Genomic DNA, 21,765 nt, shown 5'->3' on the forward strand with positions numbered 1-21,765 from the left:
GACGGCGTTTGCGCAGCAAGCAAACGCCAGAGAGGGCCAGCGGATTGCGAAAGTCTTGGCGACTTCCGCTACGAACGAATCCGTCACTTAGACAATCGGCGTCGCGCGCAGCGAGGGGGGGAAATCGCCTCAAGGCTAGACACCAACGTGCGCTGGGGAGCGTCTTACCGCGTGGCACACTGAACCTCGCGGCACCGTTTGGTTACATTACTGCCGACGTGCCCGTTTCCTCTTTCGCCGACACTCACCGCCGAGCCGACATTCGTGAGTCAACCTGCCAACGAATCGACCCAGACGGTCGCTGATGCCCTTCGAAACGACCCCCGAATCGCCCAGGCCAAGCGTCTGGTCGCCGAAGCGATCGGTGAGCACGCGGGGCGACTGTCGGTGCGTCCGTCGCCGGCGTCGATGAAAGAAAGCTTCGCCGCCCTGATCGACCGGTTGTCCGCCGTCCGGGGCGGGCCACCGATCTGGCCCTACCTGTCCTCGGGGCTCGGTCGCGGTCCCTACGTCGAACTTGCCGACGGCAGCGTCAAACTGGACTTCATCTGCGGCATCGGGGTTCATGGTGCCGGGCACAGCGACCCGGGGATGGTGGCCGCGGCGATCGATGCGGCGATCGAAGACACGGTGATGCAAGGCAACCTGCAACAAAACCCGGCCAGCGTCGTGATGATGGAAAAGCTGACCGCGCTGGCCCAGTCCGGCGGCGCGTCACTGCCGCATTGTCTGCTTTCGACCAGCGGCGCGATGGCCAACGAGAATGCTCTCAAAATCGCGATGCATCACAAGACGCCGGCCGATCGAGTGATCGCGTTCGACAACGCCTTTGCCGGGCGAACGTTTGCGATGGCGACCTTGACCGACCGAGCGAATTATCGATCCGGATTGCCGCTGACGTTCCCGGTCGACTACCTGCCTTTTCGTGATCCCGCCAACCCCGAACGAAGCACGCGATGGGCCGTCGATGAATTGCATCGATTGCTGAAACGTCACCCGGGCCGATACGCCGCTTTCTGGGCCGAACCGATCGCCGGCGAGGGCGGTTATTACCCCGGCAGCAACGAGTTTTTCACCGCGCTGTGTCAGCCGCTCAAAGACGCCGGCGTGCCGATCATCTTTGACGAAGTCCAAAGCTTTTCCAGGACCAGTCGTCCGTTCGCGTTCCAGCATTACGGATTGGACCAGTTCGCCGACATCGTCACGGTCGGCAAAATCACCCAGGTCTGTGCGACGCTCTACAGCAGCGAGATGAAACCCACCGGTCCGATCCTCAGCCAGACCTTCACCGGCGCGACCGCCTCGATCGCGACCGGAATCGAAATGCTCGACCGCCTGGAGAGCAACGGCTGCTTCGGACCGGCCGGAGAAAACATGCGTTTGGCGTCGTATTTTCAAGACGCCCTGGCGCGGCTGGCCGACAAGTACCCCGGCCAGATCGGCGGGCCCTTTGGCGAAGGCATGATGGTCGCATTCACACCCGGCGACGGCAGTTTCGATGCTGCCAAGAAACTGATGATGCACCTGTTTGATGTCGGTCTGCTGGGATTTGTTTGCGGAGGCGACCCGACGCGGATCCGTTTCCTGCCGCCCCCGGCAACCACCACCGAAGCCCACATCGATCACGCCATCGAACTGCTGGACCAAGGACTCGCGACGCTCACTTGGTGATCCGTCGCAGCATTTTTTTAGTCCTGACCCGAATGGCACGGCATAAGGCGAAAGAGATGCAGCAACCGAGAATCGCCGAAAGGATAGACACCAACGTTTATGCCCGAGCCATCCGTACCTGCCCCCTTTTCCGCTCGCCCATCACCGAACATTCAGCCGGGTTCGATCACCGTTGCGAAAGCTTGCACATCAGGCGGGTTCAGGATGTTAAACTTCTAGACTCCTCTGACCTGTTTCCTCTTGGCGGGGCACTCGCTTGAACGACAAGACGAAAGCGCGGCCGGTTTCGGTCGACGATCTGCAAGATCTGTACGGCGAATTGCGCGGCAGTCGATCGGCGCCGGCGATCATGGACGCGCGGGCGCATTTCCTGGAACGCCAATGGGCGGATTCGCACACCAAGCTCAACGAGGCGTACGAAAAGTACCGTGAGAGCCGTCAACGGATCCTGCGTCAGGATCCGGAGAAGGAAGTCGACGCCAAAGCCAAGGATCGTGAGCGGCAGGTCCGACGGCTGAAGCGCAAACAGGACAAGGCGCGCGAGATCATCGAGAAGTTCGAACTTTACCTGCCACAGATTGAGCGGTTGGCGGAAAAGGAACGCGAAAAACAGGAACGAAAAGCGGCCGAGGTGGACGCGGACGCCGGCAAATCTGGCACCGCCGAATCGGATACCGAAAAAGACCAGTTGGGTCCCCGTGCGGCAGACAATCGCCAGACGATCACCAAAGACTCCATCGAAGAAGCGTTCCTGAAACAGTTTTCCGAACTGATCGGTGACCGCCAACTTGACTTTATCAGCAGCCGCTACGATTTTCGACCACTCGAGGCGCCCGAGGATGTCCAAGCCGACGCCGTTTATCTGCTCCGCAAGGGCGATCGATGCTTGATGGTGCATGCCGAGGTGGTTGCCGGCAGCACCGACCCCGACAGCGCTGATTCGGACGAAGGGATCAAGCTGTTGTGCATCGACATCGCCAAGGCCACCAATCGCGTCGAACTCTCACCCAAGGCCATGGTCCGCTTGAGTCAAAAACGAAAGCTGGTGTTGCTGTTGGCCAAGGGTTAACCGGTTCGGGCACAAGCGTTGGTGTCTAGCCTTGAGGCGATTTTCCGTCGCTGCAAAGCAGCGAGGACAGGCGGCTAAAACCCAATACCAGCGTTCACCGCCCGATCAGTCGGTAAACGGCGATCGTTCAAACACCACATCGTCGCCAACCCGCGGGTCGCCGGTCCGTTCCAGTTCCGTCATCAGCCGGGTGTGTAACGCTTGGCGGACCGCGTCGTGTTTGACATCGGACGCCAAATTCTGCATGCAATGCGGATCGGCCTGGATGTCGTACAGTTCAAACCGTGGACGCCGACCGACCGCATAGTCAAACGATTGGGGATCTTCGTCGCGGTGCAGCACCACCCAGGCCTTCGTCGGGCTCGCATCCAGGTCGCCAAAGGCACTGAAAGTGTTTTCACGCAATTTTTCCAGTGAGGGCATCGGGCCGTCTGACCTGCCGAATCCCGCTGCGTCGCCCATCGGCCACCGATCGGGCGTGAAATTGATGATGTACAAGTACTGATCGGTGCGGATCGCGCGTTGCGGGTAGGGCTTGTTGCCGGCACGTGCTTTGGCGACGTGCCGCTCGCGACCGGTGAAGACGGCGTCGCGGGCGGGATCGACTTGGCCGTCTTGTTCACTTTCCAGGATGCTCAATAACGATCTCGCGGTCATGACGTCTGGGATCGATTCTCCGGCGGCTTGCAAGAACGTCGGCGCCAGGTCGGGCAGCGAGACGAAATCGTCGACGACGCGTCCGGGCGTTTTAATTCCGCCGGGCCAATGGATCGCCAGCGGAACACTGGTTCCCAAATCGTACAGGTTGCATTTGCCACGCGTGACGCCAGGGATTCCATGGTCGCCGCTGACCACCAAGATCGTGTTGTCGAGTTGTCCGACGCGGCGCAATTCTTCAACGATCACGCCCAACGACGCGTCAAATGCTTGAGCTTCGCCCAGGTAATCGGCAACGTCTTGGCGAACCACGTCGACGTCCGGCAGGTAGGGCGGCAGCTTGCCTTTCAGGTCGTCCGGATCGATTCCCCACAACGCGTTCCCACTGCCAGCGATCCATTTGCGGTGACAATTGGTCGGCCCGAACCAATAACAAAACGGCGCCTCGCCATCGACCGCTTGGTCACCATCGGCGTCCAAAAACGAACGCACGTTCTGACGGACCTCTTCTAGCAGCCGCGCCTTGCCGGCTTGGTGGTCTTCGGCTTTCATCGCGTTTTGCGAGAACCCATTGAATCGGCGACCGTGACGATTGAACGAGGTCCGCTTGCCACCATGCGGTGCATCGGCGGGGGAACCCGGGGACCAGACTTTATAGGTGTGACCGATCCGGTAGCCGGCTCGTTCCAGGATCAGCGGGTAGGCGGGATTGGAAAAGTCCCAGATCGCACCCTGCAGGATCGACGCCCGGCCGCAACGCCAAAAGTGCTGGCCCGATAGCAACGAACTGCGGCACGGGGTGCACGACGGTGCGCTGACATAGGCCCGAGTGAACAGCACCCCGTCGGCGGCCAGTCGATCAAAGTTGGGCGTGGAGATCACGTCGCTCGGGCCGCCGGGCTCAAGTGTCGCGTAGACGCTGGCGTATTTGCCCCAATCATCGGCAAACGCCATCACGATGTTCGGTCGATCGGCCGCGAAACAGGACAGCGCGAAACACTGGACGGCCACCGCTAGTGCGAAACTCAAAATTCGATCCATGTCAGTCCTTAAGAAACAGTTCTGAAAGCGAGAGCGCGAGCGACGGAAAGAACGCTGGGGTCACGGTGGAATGTTCGTCGTACCGGTCGACACTTTGATAGCTGCCGTTAACTGGATCAGTATGTCGATGGAGCGTTCGGCCAGCGACATCAATGACCCAGTATTCCCGGATTCCGCTTCGGGCGTACAGCTGAGACTTTTCACCGAGGTCGTACGTTAAACTGGAGTCTGCGACTTCGACCAATAGAAAGACATCGTCAGCTGTCGGCCGACTGCGACCGTAACGCTTGGGAGCGAGCAGCGTAAAGTCTGGCTCCGGCACGCTGTTGCCGACCAGCAACCCGGACTGACAGCGAATTCGACATTCATCTTTCGCTGCAAGACTGGCCGCCCAGCCGAGCAAGAATTCAATGTAATCATCATGCACCGGCCCGGCGGGACTCATTTCTCGCAGCTCTCCTCCGATGAATTCGATCTTGCGCTTCAGGCAGGTAAACGCACCTCGAGCAATCATCTGCTCGTATTCGGGGACGGTGAGTTTCAACGTGGTGCTCATTTTGGATTCCTTGACGACGGTGCCCATTGTAACATCGGTAGAGTCGTCCGTATCGATCCGATCTTACGATTAACCCTCCGCAATTCGTGTGGAGATCGACCGCGAGTCAATGTTAGTGGAGCGAGTGATTCACCATGCCATGGCCAACCACCGCTGGACTGCGAAATCTGACGGGCGCCGAAGCGGACTTGGTCCGGGGGGCGATCGGGATGATGGTCGATGCCCATGTCGCCCAGCTTCGCGGCGAGGCGCCGCAGCACGAATACGGTGTGGACTGGTTTGACCAATGGGACGCCGGTCAGAGGCTGTGGTTGATCGAGCGGGTCACCGCGGCGCTGCTCGGCGATGAAACCATCGCCCCGTCGGCGGCGATGTTTGACGCCACGGCCGATGCCATCTTTTATGAAATCATTGACCTGGTGCAGATGGAAATCAATGAAGGCGGCGTCGGCGATTCGGAGCGATCGTGGCGTCAAAGCGTGATCGACGCATACACCAGCCAAGCCAACCGCCCAGCGACGATCGATCCGGCCAGCGTGGATCATGACCGCTGGCAAACCCTGATCACCCAAATCGCCGACGCGATCCTAGGCATTCGGCTCTATCAGCGTGCCGAAGCCTTCCGCGACGCGGACTACAAGGCGACGCAAACCTTCCTCCGCGAGCGAGGTTTACCCGAAGACTATCTGACCCGCCTGCCACCCTTGCGGACAACCACCCAAACCCAACGCTCCATCGATCGCATCCAGACCTACGTGTTCGTCTAAAATGGCGCCCGCGCGCCCTAAAGGGGACGGGGGTTGTTTTTCGCACTTGGAACCGATTGATTGCCGTTCAAGAGATGATGGGAGAACATGTCTGATGAAATTCCTACCGATCGCAGTGTTATTCGCATTGCTCGGCTCATGCTCGCCGCAAGCCAGCAATGACTATGATGCAGCCTACCAAAAGCAGCTCGATGATTACGATCGCCAGACCGAACAAACACAGCAGCAACTGGATCAAACGCAGGACATGCAAGATGAGACAGAGCGTCAATTAGCGCGTTCGAAAACTCAAGCCGATCGTTACGATGCCCTGCTGGACCGCTGGGAGCAACAGGCTGACCGACACGACAAGCTTCTCGATCTCCTCGAAAGCATTTCGTCCCAGAACAACTCTGGTGACGCGGCCGGCAAAGGAGAGCCTTCGGATGAGGAGTAAATCGTTCCTGGAGAGAAACGCTTCGGATTCTCTAATTTTCGCGCCACGACGTTCTGAAGATCTATCCTAGTAGTCTACCGCGGCTTCATTTTCGCTTGGGCTGGACAGTTGCTGTTCGGCGTACGCCAAGCTGGGAGGGCAGATCGACCCTTGGAGCGCATCGGCAACCCGAAAACTGAGTTGCGGCCGACTCATCGTGTTTTTCTTCTACAGTGAATCTCGTGTGGAACACTCATGCGCTCGCACTCGTTTTGAGCACTGCGACACTGATACTTATTGCCTCATTGGCACTGGCTCGTCGCGATACGTTTGATGAGCTACGGGCAGTTTTCGATCAGCGGCTTTTGCGAGGCGTCGGATCCAAACGCCCTTTCAAATTCCGACTCGGCACTCTGTTATGGGTTGCCACGTATGTTGCTGTTGTAGGTACTGCTGTTTTTGCTATCGATCACAAACCTCAACTCTTATTGATCGTTCCAGTGCTCACCGTTGGATTTCTTTTGGCGCCATTGGCAGCAACGACCTTTTCTGAACCGAATCGACGGAGAATTCAACCTCCGCGTCACTTTCCTGCTCCATCGAACCAGAAACCGACTGGTGACGTGGAATCGCGGGACGAACCGATGTAGCGGATGGTCGGTTCGATGAGAGAATCGCAGACGGTATGGCGCCGACGGGACAATAATCGGAGGGGAAACGCAACTCCTGCTGATGCCCCGACCCTGCTCGGGTGGCGAAAGCCTTGGCGGCTTCCGCTACGATGATGCCCCGCCACCAAAGACCGAATTGCGGCGGGGTATTAACCCGTTTCAAGTCGCTCGGCTTCGTAACGTTCGACTTGATCGCGAACTCGTTTTGAATGCCGCTGGAGGTCTGATGGAGTTTTCACCCAGCTGCCGTAGGGCAATTCCTCGGCGGGCACGCCCATTCGATGGAGGGCCACGAGCCATTGGAGACGATCCTTGGACGAATTGGTCAGTGGCGACCGCAGCTCGGTCATTAAGGTTGTGATGCGCGGAATGGCCTCCGACGCGTCCGGGCCCAATCGCTTGAAGGCTTCACGAACGCCGCGAACGACCCGCCGTCGTTCATGCCACGGTTTTTCTAACACGCCATCGAGAGTCGCCATCAGGATGGGAACGACGATGGTTCCTTGATCGGCCAGGCGTTCCAAAAAGGGCGCCGCTTCGGGGACGGAATCGGCTCGTTCCCAGATCGCTCGCTCGTTGTTGCTCGGCTGGGCGAACGTCCCATCGGGCATGTCGACCAATGCGGCCACATACCATGTTCGGGCTTTCGGGTCATCGGCCGCCAAAAAACGTTTGGTCAAACCGTGGCGTAATGCGGTCAGGTCGGTCTTGCTCCGCAGCGCCGTTTGCAGCAGCTCGTAGGGATCAGCAATTCGTTCCTCCAGCAATATCTTCGCGATCGTGTCGACTTGCGCTTTGTCTGCGTCGTATCGAAACAGGCTCAACCACATCGGGGCCATCAACAGTTGTGCTGCGGTCGCGTTCGGGTCGTCCAGCGTTTGAATCAGTGATCGTTCCATCCGAGCGACCGCGTCCGGCGCCGGATCCGGTTTCGGAATCCCGGTGCTGCGTAGCAGTTCAACATCGGGATCGAAGTCAAAGTACCGTGTCTGGTTGGAATAGGTGGAACCGCCGATGGTGAATCTGGCATTCGTGAATGCACCTTCGAACCCAAAGTAGAAGAAGGGTGATGGCACACGGTGTTTCACCAGTGAGCGTCGGGCCTTGACCGTTCCATGGCTGTCGCAGATCTCCAAACGTTTGATGCGAGGCTCGCCAGGTTGTCGAACGTCCTGGTAAACCACTCGCCAATCGATCCGATCGGTCCCCAGCGGCGTGTCCTCTCGCAAGGTCTCTCCTTGTGCGATGCGCAACGCCCAATCGGCTTGCAACGCCCGCCCCAAACGCTTGCGTGCTTCAAAGGCCCCAGCCCCATGTGGCCGAGACAATTTGCCGAATGCGTCAAGGATCTTTTGCGGTTGATCCGGCCGAACCAGCGTTCCAAATTCGTCGGCACCGCATCGGTATGTTTTCGCGTTGTCACCGCTGATTTTGGTGACGCTTTGGACGCCCGGCAGATCCAGTAAGATCGTGCAACGATGATCACACGACATTTCTTTACTCGCTGGACCACGCTCGGGAGGAAAATCGACGAGCACGTTTCCCGACAGTCGGATCGCCGGTGTTGCGACGATGTCGGGGATCGCGGCCTGTTGAAAACGACGAAGTTCCGTCATTCGCCAGGGCAACATCACCAGAAAACCGAGGGCGATCGCCAAGCCGAACGCGATCGCCGTTGATCCGATCCGAGACGACATCGGCACAAAGGGCCGAATCAAAAACGTGGCGAGCAGATAGACGAACACCGTCGGTATGACCGTCAGAATCAGCCCCGGAAGGATCAAGAAGAAATAGCCCAGGACGACCAGGTCGGGAGCCGCCAAGACGATCGCCGAGAGAACGCCGAGTGGGATCAACAGGTATTTCAACATCGCTGTCGTTTCGTTTTCGCGTTCTCGAAGGGTTGGTGGCACGTCGAAACGATAGCTCGCGTTGCCGGATCGGAACGCGAAAATCAGCGGCAGCGGCGGTGCAACCCGAACAGCAGGATGCCGCCGATGACGCTGCTGATCGATTCTGCGGCGGTCCACCAGATCGGCATCCCGGATTGCAAATCGATCAGCCCTTGCAACAGACCGAACGCGACGATGCCGACGGCCAGATATCCGATGAATTCGCGGAATCGTGAAATCCGATAGGAAACCACGATCAGGGCGATCCCGACGGCCCCGTACAGCAGCGACAGGTGGCGGGCCAAGTAGAACGCCAACGGTGTTTCGGGGAAGGGTTCCAGTTGCAATCGCGCGGTGATGTCGACGATCCAGGACTGGGGCATCACAGCGGCGACGAACGCCAATTGCGAGACGACGCCGACGAGCCACAGGTACCAGGTCAGCCAGGAGGTGGGGTACTTTGCGGATTGGGACATGGCGGAACGGGTGGCGTGTGACTGGGGAGGGAGATCAGGGGGAATCGAAAAAGCCCACCGATGGCAGCGCGAACCCACGGATGTTATCGCAGTCGGGGATCCGCGGGTTCGCGCATGCAAGTCACCCTCCCTGCCGAGGTCGTGCGGTTTTTCAAATTAACCCTCCTGGCAGGAGGGTCGAGCGCAGCGAGGGGAGGTCGAAAGGTGTATCGCTAGACAAGCTTTTGACCGCCGGTCGTGTCAAATCGCGGATCAACCCTCCCCGCGTCGTCGCTTACTCCTCCGCGACCCTCCCAAGGGGAGGGTGAAGTCGTAAACGCCTGTTAAATCAGAGGTTAAAAACCGCACGACCTCTGCCACGGAGGGTGAATTTGAAGAACCGCGGGAAGGGGCGGTCGGCTCGCATCCCCGGTGATTTGGCCGCCCAACTGCCGCACTTGCCCCTACGCTTTCGCGGCGGCCTGCGCCATACTTTGGTTTATGGATCCAACGTCTCCCCCGATGTCTTCCCAATTACTCGCCCCTCCCGAACTACTCGCCCCGGCGGGGGACTGGGACTGCGCGCGGGCGGCGATCGAAAACGGTGCCGACGCGATTTATTTTGGCTTGGATTGCGGGTTCAACGCCCGCCACCGGGCCAAAAATTTTCACCTGGACGATCTGCCCGAATTGATGAAGCTGCTCCGCAGCCGGGGTGTGCGGGGCTACACGACGATGAACACGCTGGTGTTTCCGTCGGAATTGCCGCGGCTGGTGCGGGTGATCGAGCGGATCGCCGAAAGCGGTGTCGACGCGGTGCTGGTCCAGGATTTCGGCGTCGCCCGATTGGTCCGCGAGATCTGCGGCGAACTGGAGATCCACGCCAGCACGCAGATGAGTCTGACCAGTGCCGAGACGATTGCGGTGGCGTCGGAGTTGGGGATCACGCGGGCGGTGCTGGCTCGCGAATTGTCGGTCGCCGAAATCAGCAAGATCGCCGCGGCGACCGAGATGCCGCTGGAAGTCTTCATCCACGGGGCGTTGTGCGTGGCCTATTCCGGCCAGTGTTTGACCAGCGAGTCGCTCGGCGGGCGAAGTGCCAATCGCGGGCAATGTGCCCAAGCGTGCCGGTTGCCCTACGAAGTGATCTGTGACGGCAAGGACGTCGATCTGGATGACGTGCGTTACTTGCTAAGCCCCCAGGATTTGGCCGGGTACGAATCGATCGTCGCGTTGATGCAAGCCGGCGTCGCGTCGCTGAAGATCGAAGGCCGTTTGAAGACGCCCGAATACGTCGCCAATCTGACGAACCACTATCGGCGGTCGATCGACCAGGCCGCCGCCGAGGGGCGGGTCACCGTCAGCGAACAGGCGAAGCAGGAGATGGAGCTGTCGTTTTCGCGCGGCTTCACGCCGGGATGGTTGGAAGGAAACGACCACAAACGGTTGGTCCCCGGACGTCACAGCGCCAAACGCGGGATCTTGTTGGGGCAGGTGGGGCGAATCGATGGCGACCGGATCCGCACACGATTGGCGGCCGACGTTTCGCTGGGTGACGGTCTGGGCATCGAGTCGACCCAAACCGACGGCAGCGACCAAGCGATGCTGGGTGGGCGAGTCTATTCGTTGCACACCGACGACGGCGAAAAACGGAAAACGGTTCGCGCCGGAAAGACGGCGTGGATCGGATTCGGACGGGGTGAGATCGATTGGTCGATCATCGCCGAAGGGGCTTCGGTATTCAAGAACGACGACCCCAAATTGAATCGGCGATTGCGGGCGTCGTTCAATGTTGCCGATCCGGTGACGCGGCGCGACCTCGACTTCTCCGTCGTCGCAGCGACCGGCAAGCCGTTGCAAGTCACCGCAACACTCATCGGGGCGGCCGCGTTGTCCGAAACGGCTCAATCCGACGTTCCACTGGAACGGGCGAACAAGCATCCCGCAAGCGAATCCATGCTTGCCGAAAAACTGTCGCGCCTGGGCGCGACGGCCTTCCGGATGCGAACGCTCAATGCCGTGATCGAGGGGGACCCGATGGTGCCGGCCAGCATGATCAACGAGCTGCGACGGCGGGTGACCGAGCGACTGGCGCGGCGGATGGAAGAACCTCCCGCGCGGTCGATCCGCGTGGCCGATGGCGAAGCGCTGCTGGCACCGATTCGTGCCGACGAATCACTTGCGTCATCGCCCAAGATCTCCATCCTGTGCCGGACGCTGGAACAGGTCACCGCGGCCACTCGGGCGGCTGTCGATTTGATTTACGTCGACTTTCACGACGTCCGGCAATACGCGGCGGTGAAGGAGATCGTCGCGGCGGAGTCGATCCCGTTCGGCATCGCGTCGGTGCGGATGCAGAAGCCCGCCGAGATGGGATTGTTGCGGGTGTTGTCACGTCACAAACCCGACTTCATTCTGGCGCGGAATCTGGCGGCACTCGAGTACTTTCGGGAGACGCCGATCCCGACGATCGCCGATTTTTCGTTGAACGTTGCCAATCATCGATCGGCCGAGTGGGTCCGCTCCTTGGGGGCGTGCCGGGTGACAGCGTCGTATGATTTGAATTGTGATCAACTGGCCGACCTGATCGAATCGGTGCCGTCGCAGTGGATGGAGGTGGTGCTGCATCAACACATTCCGATGTTCCACATGGAGCATTGTGTGTTCTGTTCGGTGCTTTCGCCGGGGACGAACAAGACCAACTGTGGCCGGCCCTGTGACGACCACGTGGTGCAATTGCGTGACCGGGTCGGGGCCGAGCACACGCTACAGGCCGACGTCGCGTGTCGCAACACGCTTTACAATGCGACACCGCAAAGCGGCGCGGAAACGGCCGCCAAGTTGCTCGACCACGGGGTTCGTTGGTTCCGATTGGAGATGCTGGAGGAATCGCCGCGGCAGCTGATCAAGACGGTTTCGCTGTACCGTGACCTGTTGCGTGGCGACTTGACCGCCGAGCAGGTGTGGAAGACGCTCGGCGCGACCAACCGGATGGGGGTGACACGTGGGACCCTGGAATCCAAGCGGAATCCGCTGGCGGTTTTGTGAGCGGCAAGTTAAGTGGGTCGCGGCGGCGGAGAGTGTGTATCCTAATGGTCTACCGCAGCTTCGTTTTCGTTTGGTCTGGACAGTCGCCGTCCTCTCCGAGGTCGGCGCGGGGCAAAGCTTCGCTTTCTCGATCCGCCGAGTTCGGAGAACACGGCGACCCTCGGAACGCATCGTCAACCCGCAGATCGAGTGGCGATCGTCGCCGATGGCTGGAAAGTCCCGCATCGACCGATTGTCAATTTGCCCATGAACTCGCCCTTCACCAAGATTCGTCGCGGCGCTTCGGCGCTTGTCGTGATCGTCTTCTTGGCCGTGGTGGGCTATCGTCTGGTCGCCGGATACGATTGGCTGGAAGCCTGTTGGATGGTGGTGATCACGATTTCGACGGTCGGTTACAGCGAACAAAGTGGTCAAGACTGGACGACGCAGCTGTTGTCCATCGCCGTCATTTTGCTGGGCACGACGGCGGCGGCATACACTTTTACCGGAATGATCCAGTTGACCCTTCAAGGCGAATTAGATCACGCGTTCGGACGTCGACGAATGGAAAAAGAACTTTCACGTTTGAAGAACCACACGATCATTTGTGGATTTGGCAAGACCGGGCCGGTGTTGGCAAAGGATCTGCAACAGCGACGGTACAAGTTTGTGATTTTGGAGATCGACCCGGTTCATTATCAGCTTGCGATCGATCAGGGTTATTTGGCGATCAACGCCGACGCGACCGACGAAGAAACGTTGAAGGAGGCCCGGATCACCGAGGCCAGTGCGATCGTCGTCGCGTTACCGACCGATGCGCAGAACGTGTTCATCACGCTGTCGGCGCGGAATCTGTGTCCGGGGATCCGCATCGTCGCCCAAGCCGACCAGGAAAGCAGTTCCCGAAAGCTCCGCCAGGCCGGCGCGAACGAAGTCGTGATGGGACACCAGATGGTCGCCGAGTACCTGTCGCGTCTGGTCACGCGGCCGACGGCGGCACAGTTCTTTTCGTCGCTGAACGAGCCCGAGTTCAAGGAGTTGATCCTGGACGAGTTGTTCATCCCCAACGGCAGCTCGATTGAAAATCAGTCGATCGCCCAGTTGCGTGTCCGCGACCGGCACCAATTGCTGGTCGTGGCGGTCAAAACCCGAGACGAATCGTTAGATTTCAATCCCGCCGGCGATCGCGTGTTTCAGTGCGGCGAGACGATTCTGGTGATGGGAAAACAGGACGCCGTCGTGGCGTTTCAAAAGAGTTACGCCCTGGTCGACCACAACGTGGGGCTGTAGGTCCTCGGCGTGCTTCGTCGAAACCAAGCGATTAACTGGACAGTGCCACGTTGATGTCGCTACGCTCGATGCGAGCGTGGAAAGCGCCGGGGAGCCACCTTCTGGCGAAGGTAGCGACGTTGGTAAGAGAGTTTCACGGAATCGAAACCTGATGCGTGCGCCTTCGGCAGCAGAACCGAGATCAAAGGATGCGGCCGCCCAGACCGCGGAGCTCGTTGTATTTTTCGTTGGCCGGCTTGCAGCGCTGCTGCCGTTGGTTCAGCGAGGAAACGTCGGATTCCAGTTTGCGGCCGAGCGCGTGTTCGACGCGTTTGACCAGCACGCCCGGTTGCAGGGGCTTGGTCAGCACTTCGTCGGCGCCCAATTCCAGCGCGCGACGATGGATGTCTTCTGAATCGCTTGCCGTCACCACGATCAACGGCACCGTGTTTAGATTCGGATCGGCGCGGGCGATTTGAATCAGGTAATTCCCGCTGACGTCTGGCATCGAGATGTCCAACAGGACCAGGTCGGGGTTTTCCTGCTTCATCCGTTGGACGGCATCGATCGAATCACTGATCCCGACGACGTTCCAAAACCCGGCCACATTCAGGTGGGCCGTGATCACGTCGATGATGATCTGTTCATCGTCGATGACCAGAATTTTGCTGTTTACGATTTGTTGTCGGCCGTCGAACATCAGATTGTCCACTGATCGGGGTTCAGTGCATCCCATCGCATCGGGATGCCACTGAGATTCTTTGGGGCATGTTGTCGCGATCGTTGCCACGACGCTGTAGCTAAAATTACGTCAGGGCAATGCGGAGACACCCCGTGACGCGCGAGGGAATTCCCTCCATCACGACCTTTGTTCACGTCCGGCCGAGCGACAGCCCGAATAACCCCTACTATGGGATCTGAGATAGGCCATTGCGCAGGATGACGCAGGACGCACGATGAAGAAGCGATTAAAACGGACAGCGACGATGACGGCGGCGATGACGACGCTCGCCAGCTGGGTCATGTGTTCGGTCGCGTTGGCCGACGGAACGATTCGAGATGGCATCTCGGCCCGCAGCATCGGACGCGGCGGGGCCAACATCGCGATGAGCGACAACGCACACGTGATGCTGGACAACCCGGCGGGCCTGGTGCGAAACGATGCCGATTGCTTGTTTGAGATCGGCGGTCACTTGTTGCTGACCGATTTGGAATACGACGACGGTGACAATCCGCGTGTCGGCGACATCGACAACCCGTTTCCGATCGGCGAGGTCGCGATCGCCAAGAAGATGGATGATTACGTCACGATCGGATTCGGCGCGTTTTCTCACGCCGGTTTCTCCGCCGAATACATGATGAACGGCCCGGCTCCGTTCTCCGGCCGTCAGCACTACAAGTCCATCGGGGCGCTGGCGCGGTTGCTGCCCACACTGTCGCTGAAACTGACCGATCGGCTTTCGGTCGGCACCACGCTGGGGGCGGCGATCAATCACATCGAGTTGGAAGGACCGTACACGCTGCAAGGCCCCAACGCGTTTGCCGGGACCCCGACCCGGATGGATTTGCAGGGCACCGGCGCGGGGCTGAGTTGGTCGGTCGGGATGCAATACGATTTGAACCCGTCGACCACCGTCGGGGTCAGCTATCAACACGAAACCACGATGGAGCTGGACGGCACGACGGTGGTCGAGATCCCGGGGATGGGGGCCGCCAGATACGATTCGATGTTGGATGTCAAATGGCCGCGTTCGCTGGGAGTCGGGTTGGCCCACCGCCGCAGCGAGCGTTGCACGTTGTTGTTTGACGCGATCTGGTACGACTGGTCGAGCGCCTACAACCAGTTTGATCTTTCGCTGCAAGACCCCGACAACGCGGTGTTCCAGTTTGTCGCCCCGACGCTGTTGGAATCGTTTCCGCTGGATTGGCGTGACACGGTGTCGTTGCGATTCGGGATCGAGCGAAAATTTGCCGCCGATAAAGTGTTTCGCGTCGGATACGCGTTCCACCGCAATCCGATCCCCGATTCCACGGTGACGCCCTACATTCAGACGATCTTGGAACACGCCCTTTCGTTCGGCTACGGATGCCAGTGGCGCGGCATGGCGATCGACGCGGCGTATCAGTGGTCGTTCGGGCCCAGCCAATCAGTGGACCAGAGCGGTTTCATGGGCGGCGATTTTGATGACAGTTGGAATTCCGTCAACGCGCACCAATTTTCGCTCAGTCTGCAGCGGGCGCGATAGGGCTCTGTCAGCGTTCTATTTTCGGGTTGCGATTGTTGGCTAGGAAGCGCCGTCGACCGATTGCGACTGGGGCAACTCGTCGCCGCATTCGTCGACCAGCATGCCGACGTAGGACTCGATCGCGTCCAATCGCTCGGTCAAGGCGTCGGTATCGGATGCTTTGGCAGCTTGCTCACAGGATTTGGCCAGGTCGGTCAAGGTGTTCAAGCCCACGGTGCCGCCGGAGCCTTTGATCCAATGCAGCTTTCGCGCCACTTCGCCGTAATCGGCACACTCATAGGCGTTCTTGATGGCCGGCATTTGAAAGTGGACTTTGGCGACCAGATCGATGGCGAATTGTCGTAACCAATCGCTAGGCAGGTGTGACGGACGGGATTCGTTGTCGGACAATGCGGCGGGCGTGGGTTGGGTGGAAACGGGTTGATCGGAAGTCGATTGTGGAGCGGTCGCCGGTTCGGATTTGGCGTCGTGCGCGGCGATCGAATCGGCACACCAACGGCGAACCGTTTCCAACAACGCGTCCAAGTCGATGGGTTTGGAAACGTAGTCTCGGCAGCCGACTTGACGGCATTTGTTGTCGTCGCCGACCATCGAATTGGCGGTCATGGCGACGATCGGGATTTGTAATCCGGCGCTGCACAGTTGTTGCGTCGCGGAGTAACCGTCCAGCACGGGCATCTGCATGTCCATCAAAACCAAATCGATCTGGTGATGGTCGATGTGTCCGTCGGCATCGACGAAGAAATCGACCGCTTGCTGGCCATCGGCGACGCTTTGGACCTCGGCTCCGGCACTGGTCAGCAAACGGCGGATCAAGTCACGGTTGGTCTCGGCATCATCGACCACCAAGACCCGTGCGCCGCTCAAATCCACTCGCTGCCACTGGGCTTCATTGCGGCCGGTTGCCAGCTCGATCACTTCGGAATCGCCCAACAGCCGATCGCCGGGCCGGGTATCCGCGGCGATCCGCACGGTGAAGGTGCTGCCGACGCCCGGAATGCTTTCCACGTCCAGTCCGCCGCCGAGTGATTCGGCCAGGCGTTTACTGATCGACAGTCCCAAACCGGTCCCGCCATACTTCCGCGTGGTGGAGGTGTCGGCTTGGGCAAACGGGTCAAAAATCTTTTGCAGTTGTTCGGCGTCCATCCCGATCCCGCTATCGCGAATCGCAATATGCAGTTGGTCGGGCAATCCGGTCGTGTCATTGATGTGGGACGACAATCGCACGGTGACGCCGCCGCGGTCGGTGAACTTGATGGCGTTGCCGATCAAGTTGGTCACGATTTGCCGCAGCCGAGTCGGGTCGCTGGTGATCGTTTCGGGGATCTCGGATTCCGAATCGATCCCCAGCGTGATGTTTTTCTGGGCCGCCTTGCCTTGCAGTGACTTGATGACTTCGCCGATGACTTTCGCCGGCACGCAGCTGATCTGTTCGACTTCGATCTTGTCGGCTTCGATTTTCGACAGATCCAGAATGTCGTTGAGCAGATGCAGCAAGTGGCTACCGTTGCCGTGGATGGTTTCCAGGTGTTGGCGTTGTTCGTCGGGATCCGAGGCGATGCCGCGAAGCATCAATTCGGTATAGCCCAACACGGCGGTGATGGGGGTGCGGATTTCGTGACTCATCCGCGCCAGGAAATCACTTTTGGCACGATTGGCCTGCTCGGCAACGTCTTTCGCCTCGCGGAGGTGGACTTGGGTTGCCCGCAATCGGTCGGCGGCCCGCTCGATTTCTTCGTTCCGCAGTTGCAACGTTTCGGTTCGCTGGGCGACCTTGCGTTCGAGGGTTTGGTTCAGCTCTTGCAGTTGGGTGAAGCCGTCGGCTTTTTCGAACGCGGCCCCGGCGGCGGAGGACAGGTAGGTTGCGATTCGCAATTCGTCGTCGCCGAACATGCCCATCATGTAGGAGTTGGCGATGTACAGGTAGGAATTGATTTTGCCGTGAACGTAGATCGGGCAACACAGGAACGTCCCATAGTTGTGATGGGGGTCGCTATGGTTGGCCCGGATGTCACAGACATCGCTTCGTTCGTATTCACAGACGATCGCCGATTCGGCCTGTTCCGCCTGGCTGACGATGTCGGGGTCGTACACGGTGTTGGGCGGAATGGTGGTCGCTTCGCCGCCGTCGTCGCCGGCCGGTTGGATCAGCAGGACCCGGTCGCCGCGGAGCAGTTTGGAGGCGGCGGCGATGATCTCGTTGCGGATGGCATCGATTTCGGTACCCACGGCGATGCGGCGTCCGGCATCGAGCAGCGAATCGAATCGATCGACCAGGGAAAGCGAACTGCCTTCGTCGACCGCGCCGACGGAGGTTTTCAGTTGCAGCAGGTCTTCGGATGCTTCGCGGACCAGCACCTCGTCCACTTCCCAACCGGCCTCTTCGGCAAGCTGGGCGTGCAGCAGCGTGGTCTGGATCGCTTCCAGCCGAGCGCCCTGTTGGTCGGCGATCCGCAATGAGGCTTGAAAATGCCGCAGGGCACGGCGTGTTTGGCCTTTGAGCGCGCAGACCGCGGCGTATTCACGCAGCGCGTGGGGCAATTCGTTGGTGTAGCGTTTGGCCAGCCGGACGGCCGTTTTGGCGGCCGATTCGAGCTCGCGAATTTTTTTCCGCCGCATCGCCTTGGTGCGTGCCGGTTCGGTTTCCAGCAGGCGTCGCAGGGCGGTCGTGCGCCAGGCATAGCAGGGGCTGATGTAGGCGTTGACGACCGACGCGTCCTCGGCGATCTGGACCGCTTCGTTGAAAGCGTTGACGGCTTCGGCGAACCCGTGTTGGTAATAGTGATAGACGCCGTAGGCGAGTTTGACTTCGCAGATTCGTTGGGCGTCGTCGACGTTCCGCTTGAGTTCGATCTGCAGCACGTCCAGGGGAATGTTCCCCAGTGCGGCCCGTGCCCAGACTTCGACGATGTTTCCGGTGGCTTGGAAATCGCTGCGGCGAACCGCCGATCGGTAGTTGATTCGCGTTTGGTCGAGCGCTTCGCGCAGGTTGCCTTGGCGATACAGCGACGCGGCATACTGGTAACGCGCGATGTGGACTTCCCAAAAATCGCCGGTGCGTTCGAGGATCGAGACGGCTTGGCTGGCTTCGCTGATGCAGCGCTCGTAATTGCTGAACGAGTAATGCAGGATGCTGATAAAGTTGCGCGATTGGCCCTGTCCCCAAACGTCCTGCAGTTCTTTGCGAATGTCCAGCGACCGCATGGCGTAGGCGATTCCGCGTCGATACCATCCCAGCAGCGTCATCGCCGGGGCGTGTTCGCTGTAGGCGTGGGCCAGTGCGGCCGAGGGTCGATAACGTTCGCCGCGATTCATGCCGCTCAGGTGCGCCCAAAGCGTGTAGTACTTGTCGCGTGTGTACCAGTAGCCACGGGCGATGTTGCTGTACAACCGCAACCGCAGTTGTTCGGTGGGATCGGGTGAAGCGGATCGACGACGGACCCAAAACGGCATCGCCGTGTGGGCGGCTTGCACCGCGATTTCCCGCAACAGGTTGACCCACAGTTGCAAACGGTTTCGGCAAACGGGTTGTCCCAAACGCGCGAGTGCCGATTCGAAGAATTCCACCGCCTGGACCTTGTCACCGCGTTTGAAGGCCAATTCGCCTTGGCGTGTTGCCACGACGGCAACGTCCATTTCCGTGGTCGCACTCTCCGATGCCGCGGCCAGCCATCGTTCGGCTTCGTCGTACTCGCCTTGCAGCATCAACACTTCGCTCATCATCGACTCGACCTGATGCCGGGTCGCATCGTCGGTGACGTGAAAGGCCCGGGTGGCGATCTGCAACTGCCGCCGCGCGCTGGCGAGCGAAAATTCTTGGCGAGCTTTGGCGGCGGCGGTGAGCGCGTAGGGCAGCGCCTCGCGGTGCATGCCGGCGGCATCAAAGTGATAAGCCAGGTCGTAGATTCGATCCGGCCGGGTCTTGGCAAAGTACTGGCCGATCTGACCATGCATTTGCCGTTTGACGTCGCTTTGCAGGTGCTCCAGAACGGTCTCGCGGATCTTGTCGTGGGCGAACGCGTAGCTGCCGTCGGGCTTGCTCCACAACATCCGATGGCGGCGGATGTCGGCCAGCAGCGAGAAACTTTCCGAAAGCTCGATTTGCGACAGTTCGACGACGGCATCGAGCGTGAATTCGCTGCCGATCACGGCGGCGGCGTCCAAGAAGTGGCGTGCCTTGGGCGGCAGGTTGTCCAGTCGGCCCGCCAAGACTTCGCCCGCCGCGGCGGTGGTTTGGAAGTGTTCCAGCCGATCGTGGTCGAGCACCCAATGGTCTTTTTCAGAAACCAGCACGTCGGATTCGACCATCCCACGCAAGATGGCCGCCGCCATGAAGGGGCTGCCCTCGGCAAAGTCCTGGACGACCTTGATCGCTTCGTCGGGGAGCGCGCCGGCCATCGATTCACTCAACCGACGAATGCTGTCGACATCCAGCGGCCCCAGATCCAATTGGTGGTCCAGTTGGGTGGCTTCGCGGACGCGTGTCGACTGGCCTTCGTCGGTGCGGGTGGACAGCAACAGCAGTTGGAAGGGCGCGGTGGATCGTGAGACGCGTTGCAGGATGCGAACGGATTGGTCATCCATCCACTGACAATCGTCCAACGAAATCATCACCGGGCAGTCGCCCGAACCGAGTTGGGTCAGCAGCGCGGCAAACGCTGCGATCACCCGGCCTTGGCCGAGTTCGTCGGGACCCGACAGCGTGCGGCCGGTCCATCCGAACACGTCTGCCAGGGAAGGCATGGCCGTGGTCACTTCTTCGCGATAGTCCGAGATCGCGTCTTGAAGTCGTTCGCACGTGGCGGGATTGGATCGACAGAACTGGGCGACCTGATTGACGACCTGGACCCATGGCGCGTTGGGCTCTGCGGCGGCCAGATGGACCGATTCGCCTTGGAAAACGAGAAAGCCGTGGCGTGTGGCCAGACGCGTGATCTCTTGGTTCAGCCGGCTTTTTCCCATCCCCGAAACGCAGGAAATCAATACCTGACGCCAACTGCCCGCGGCGACCTCGGTCAGGTTTTGTTGCAAGGTCTGCAGTTGCGGTTCCCGTCCGACAAAGGCGGCGTCGACCAGATCGGTGCGGGCGTCGCTGCGGCCGATCACCACCGGCGATGCCGAATCGCCGTCAAGGATCATTTGCAAAATCGCCGAGGCGTCGGCCAGTGCGGCGGCGGCGGATTGGTAACGCTCACGCGGCTCCTTTTGTGTCAATCGCTCGATCATCGAGACCAATTGGGGCGGCGTATCACCGGGGAAGCGATCGACATCCAGGTTCAGCGTCGAGTGCTGCAACAAGATTTCGCCGACCGTTGACGCGTCGCACATCGGTTTGCCGGCGAGGGCCGAATAAAGGATCAAACCGAGCGAGTACAGGTCCGATGCGGGGCCGATGTCATGTCGAACGATTCCCGCCAACTCGGGCGAGGCGTAACGCACAGTTTCGATCCCGATCGGGCTGTCGACGGCGGCCAAGTTGGCCCGCCACACCGGCCCGTATCCCGCCAGGACCGCTTCGCCTGAGGGGCTGAGGATCACGTGCGAGGGTCGCCAGTCGCGATGGACGCAACCCTGTTCGTGAATCTTCGTCAGTGCCTTCAACAGGTCACACGCCAACCGCAACGTCGACTTGGGTGACATCGCCGACTGTGCGATCAACCGCGACAAACTGATCCCATCACGGTAGCGATAAACCAACCGGATGCGGTCGTCATCGATGTCATAGGAGACCATCGAGTGATAGGTCTGGCAGTCGATTTCGCTCAGCAATCGGGCTTCATTCTGAAAACGTATCCGCAAGCCTTCTTTGAACATCGCCGTCGGAAGATCGCGAATCACGAGACGATCATCGCTTTGCTGGTCCTGGACCAGCCAACAGTTCACACCGGCCACATCCGGCAACTCACGCAGAGTGCGGTAGCGGTATTGGGTGGACTGGGAGGCCTGCATTAGAGTCGCTCAATCAGGTGCATGGACAGAATGATCTATCCAACAGTAGGTCTGCACTGGTTTACCGAAGCGCCATCTTC

Annotated in this window: 14 protein-coding genes; 7 read left to right on the forward strand and 7 right to left on the reverse strand. The window is 59.8% G+C overall.

Features of this window, described 5'->3' with window-relative positions; translation table 11 throughout:
• Positions 1 to 264 precede the first annotated feature (264 nt).
• Together H1B37_RS07480 and H1B37_RS07485 are read left to right on the forward strand one after the other, a co-directional pair.
• On the forward strand, positions 265 to 1,671 hold the full coding sequence (locus tag H1B37_RS07480) for an aminotransferase class III-fold pyridoxal phosphate-dependent enzyme (RefSeq protein WP_182866017.1): 1,407 nt from the start codon (positions 265 to 267) through the stop codon (positions 1,669 to 1,671).
• A 256-nt stretch (positions 1,672 to 1,927) separates the two neighbouring features.
• Positions 1,928 to 2,740 carry a hypothetical protein gene (locus H1B37_RS07485; RefSeq protein ID WP_182866018.1) on the forward strand — a complete coding sequence of 271 codons (813 nt, stop codon included), beginning with the start codon at positions 1,928 to 1,930 and terminating at the stop codon, positions 2,738 to 2,740.
• Between the two features lie 105 nt (positions 2,741 to 2,845).
• Here H1B37_RS07485 and H1B37_RS07490 read toward each other — a convergent pair whose 3' ends face one another.
• Entirely contained in the window at positions 2,846 to 4,438 is a 1,593-nt protein-coding gene (locus H1B37_RS07490) for a sulfatase family protein (protein ID WP_182866019.1), read from the reverse strand.
• 1 nt (position 4,439) lies between these two features.
• On the reverse strand, positions 4,440 to 4,994 hold the full coding sequence (locus H1B37_RS07495) for a Uma2 family endonuclease (RefSeq protein WP_182866020.1): 555 nt from the start codon (positions 4,992 to 4,994) through the stop codon (positions 4,440 to 4,442).
• Positions 4,995 to 5,128: 134 nt separating this feature from the next.
• Here H1B37_RS07495 and H1B37_RS07500 point away from each other — a divergent pair, with 134 nt between their 5' ends.
• Complete coding sequence (locus H1B37_RS07500) at positions 5,129 to 5,761, forward strand: hypothetical protein (protein WP_182866021.1); 633 nt, start codon at positions 5,129 to 5,131, stop codon at positions 5,759 to 5,761.
• Positions 5,762 to 5,855: 94 nt separating this feature from the next.
• Positions 5,856 to 6,197: a hypothetical protein gene (locus H1B37_RS07505; RefSeq protein ID WP_182866022.1), complete on the forward strand. Its 342-nt coding sequence runs from the start codon at positions 5,856 to 5,858 to the stop codon at positions 6,195 to 6,197.
• A gap of 66 nt (positions 6,198 to 6,263) precedes the next feature.
• Here H1B37_RS07505 and H1B37_RS33695 read toward each other — a convergent pair whose 3' ends face one another.
• From H1B37_RS33695 to H1B37_RS07515, 3 genes are all read right to left on the reverse strand, one after another.
• On the reverse strand, positions 6,264 to 6,392 hold the full coding sequence (locus H1B37_RS33695; RefSeq protein ID WP_286177509.1) for a hypothetical protein: 129 nt from the start codon (positions 6,390 to 6,392) through the stop codon (positions 6,264 to 6,266).
• A 604-nt stretch (positions 6,393 to 6,996) separates the two neighbouring features.
• A complete protein-coding gene (locus H1B37_RS07510; protein ID WP_182866023.1) occupies positions 6,997 to 8,718 on the reverse strand; it encodes a hypothetical protein in 1,722 nt (573 codons plus the stop codon).
• Between the two features lie 83 nt (positions 8,719 to 8,801).
• Positions 8,802 to 9,215, reverse strand: coding sequence for a hypothetical protein (locus H1B37_RS07515; RefSeq protein ID WP_182866024.1), 414 nt, complete (start codon positions 9,213 to 9,215; stop codon positions 8,802 to 8,804).
• A gap of 501 nt (positions 9,216 to 9,716) precedes the next feature.
• Between H1B37_RS07515 and H1B37_RS07520 the strand changes: the two genes are divergently transcribed.
• A complete protein-coding gene (locus H1B37_RS07520; protein WP_220498093.1) occupies positions 9,717 to 12,242 on the forward strand; it encodes a U32 family peptidase in 2,526 nt (841 codons plus the stop codon).
• A gap of 246 nt (positions 12,243 to 12,488) precedes the next feature.
• Positions 12,489 to 13,511 (forward strand): potassium channel family protein, encoded by a 1,023-nt coding sequence (locus H1B37_RS07525; RefSeq protein WP_182866026.1) that lies wholly within the window; start codon positions 12,489 to 12,491, stop codon positions 13,509 to 13,511.
• A 181-nt stretch (positions 13,512 to 13,692) separates the two neighbouring features.
• Here H1B37_RS07525 and H1B37_RS07530 read toward each other — a convergent pair whose 3' ends face one another.
• Positions 13,693 to 14,202, reverse strand: a complete 510-nt coding sequence (locus tag H1B37_RS07530; protein WP_220498094.1) for a response regulator — start codon at positions 14,200 to 14,202, stop codon at positions 13,693 to 13,695.
• 244 nt (positions 14,203 to 14,446) lie between these two features.
• On the opposite strand from H1B37_RS07530, the gene H1B37_RS07535 reads away from it, so the two are divergent.
• Positions 14,447 to 15,736, forward strand: a complete 1,290-nt coding sequence (locus tag H1B37_RS07535) for an OmpP1/FadL family transporter (protein WP_182866028.1) — start codon at positions 14,447 to 14,449, stop codon at positions 15,734 to 15,736.
• Positions 15,737 to 15,775: 39 nt separating this feature from the next.
• Here the strand turns inward: H1B37_RS07535 and H1B37_RS07540 are convergent, their stop codons facing one another.
• Entirely contained in the window at positions 15,776 to 21,685 is a 5,910-nt protein-coding gene (locus H1B37_RS07540) for an ATP-binding protein (RefSeq protein ID WP_182866029.1), read from the reverse strand.
• Positions 21,686 to 21,765: the final 80 nt, after the last annotated feature.

The sequence above is a fragment of the Stieleria mannarensis genome, from assembly GCF_014154935.1.
Classification (GTDB): Bacteria; Planctomycetota; Planctomycetia; order Pirellulales; family Pirellulaceae; genus Stieleria; species Stieleria mannarensis.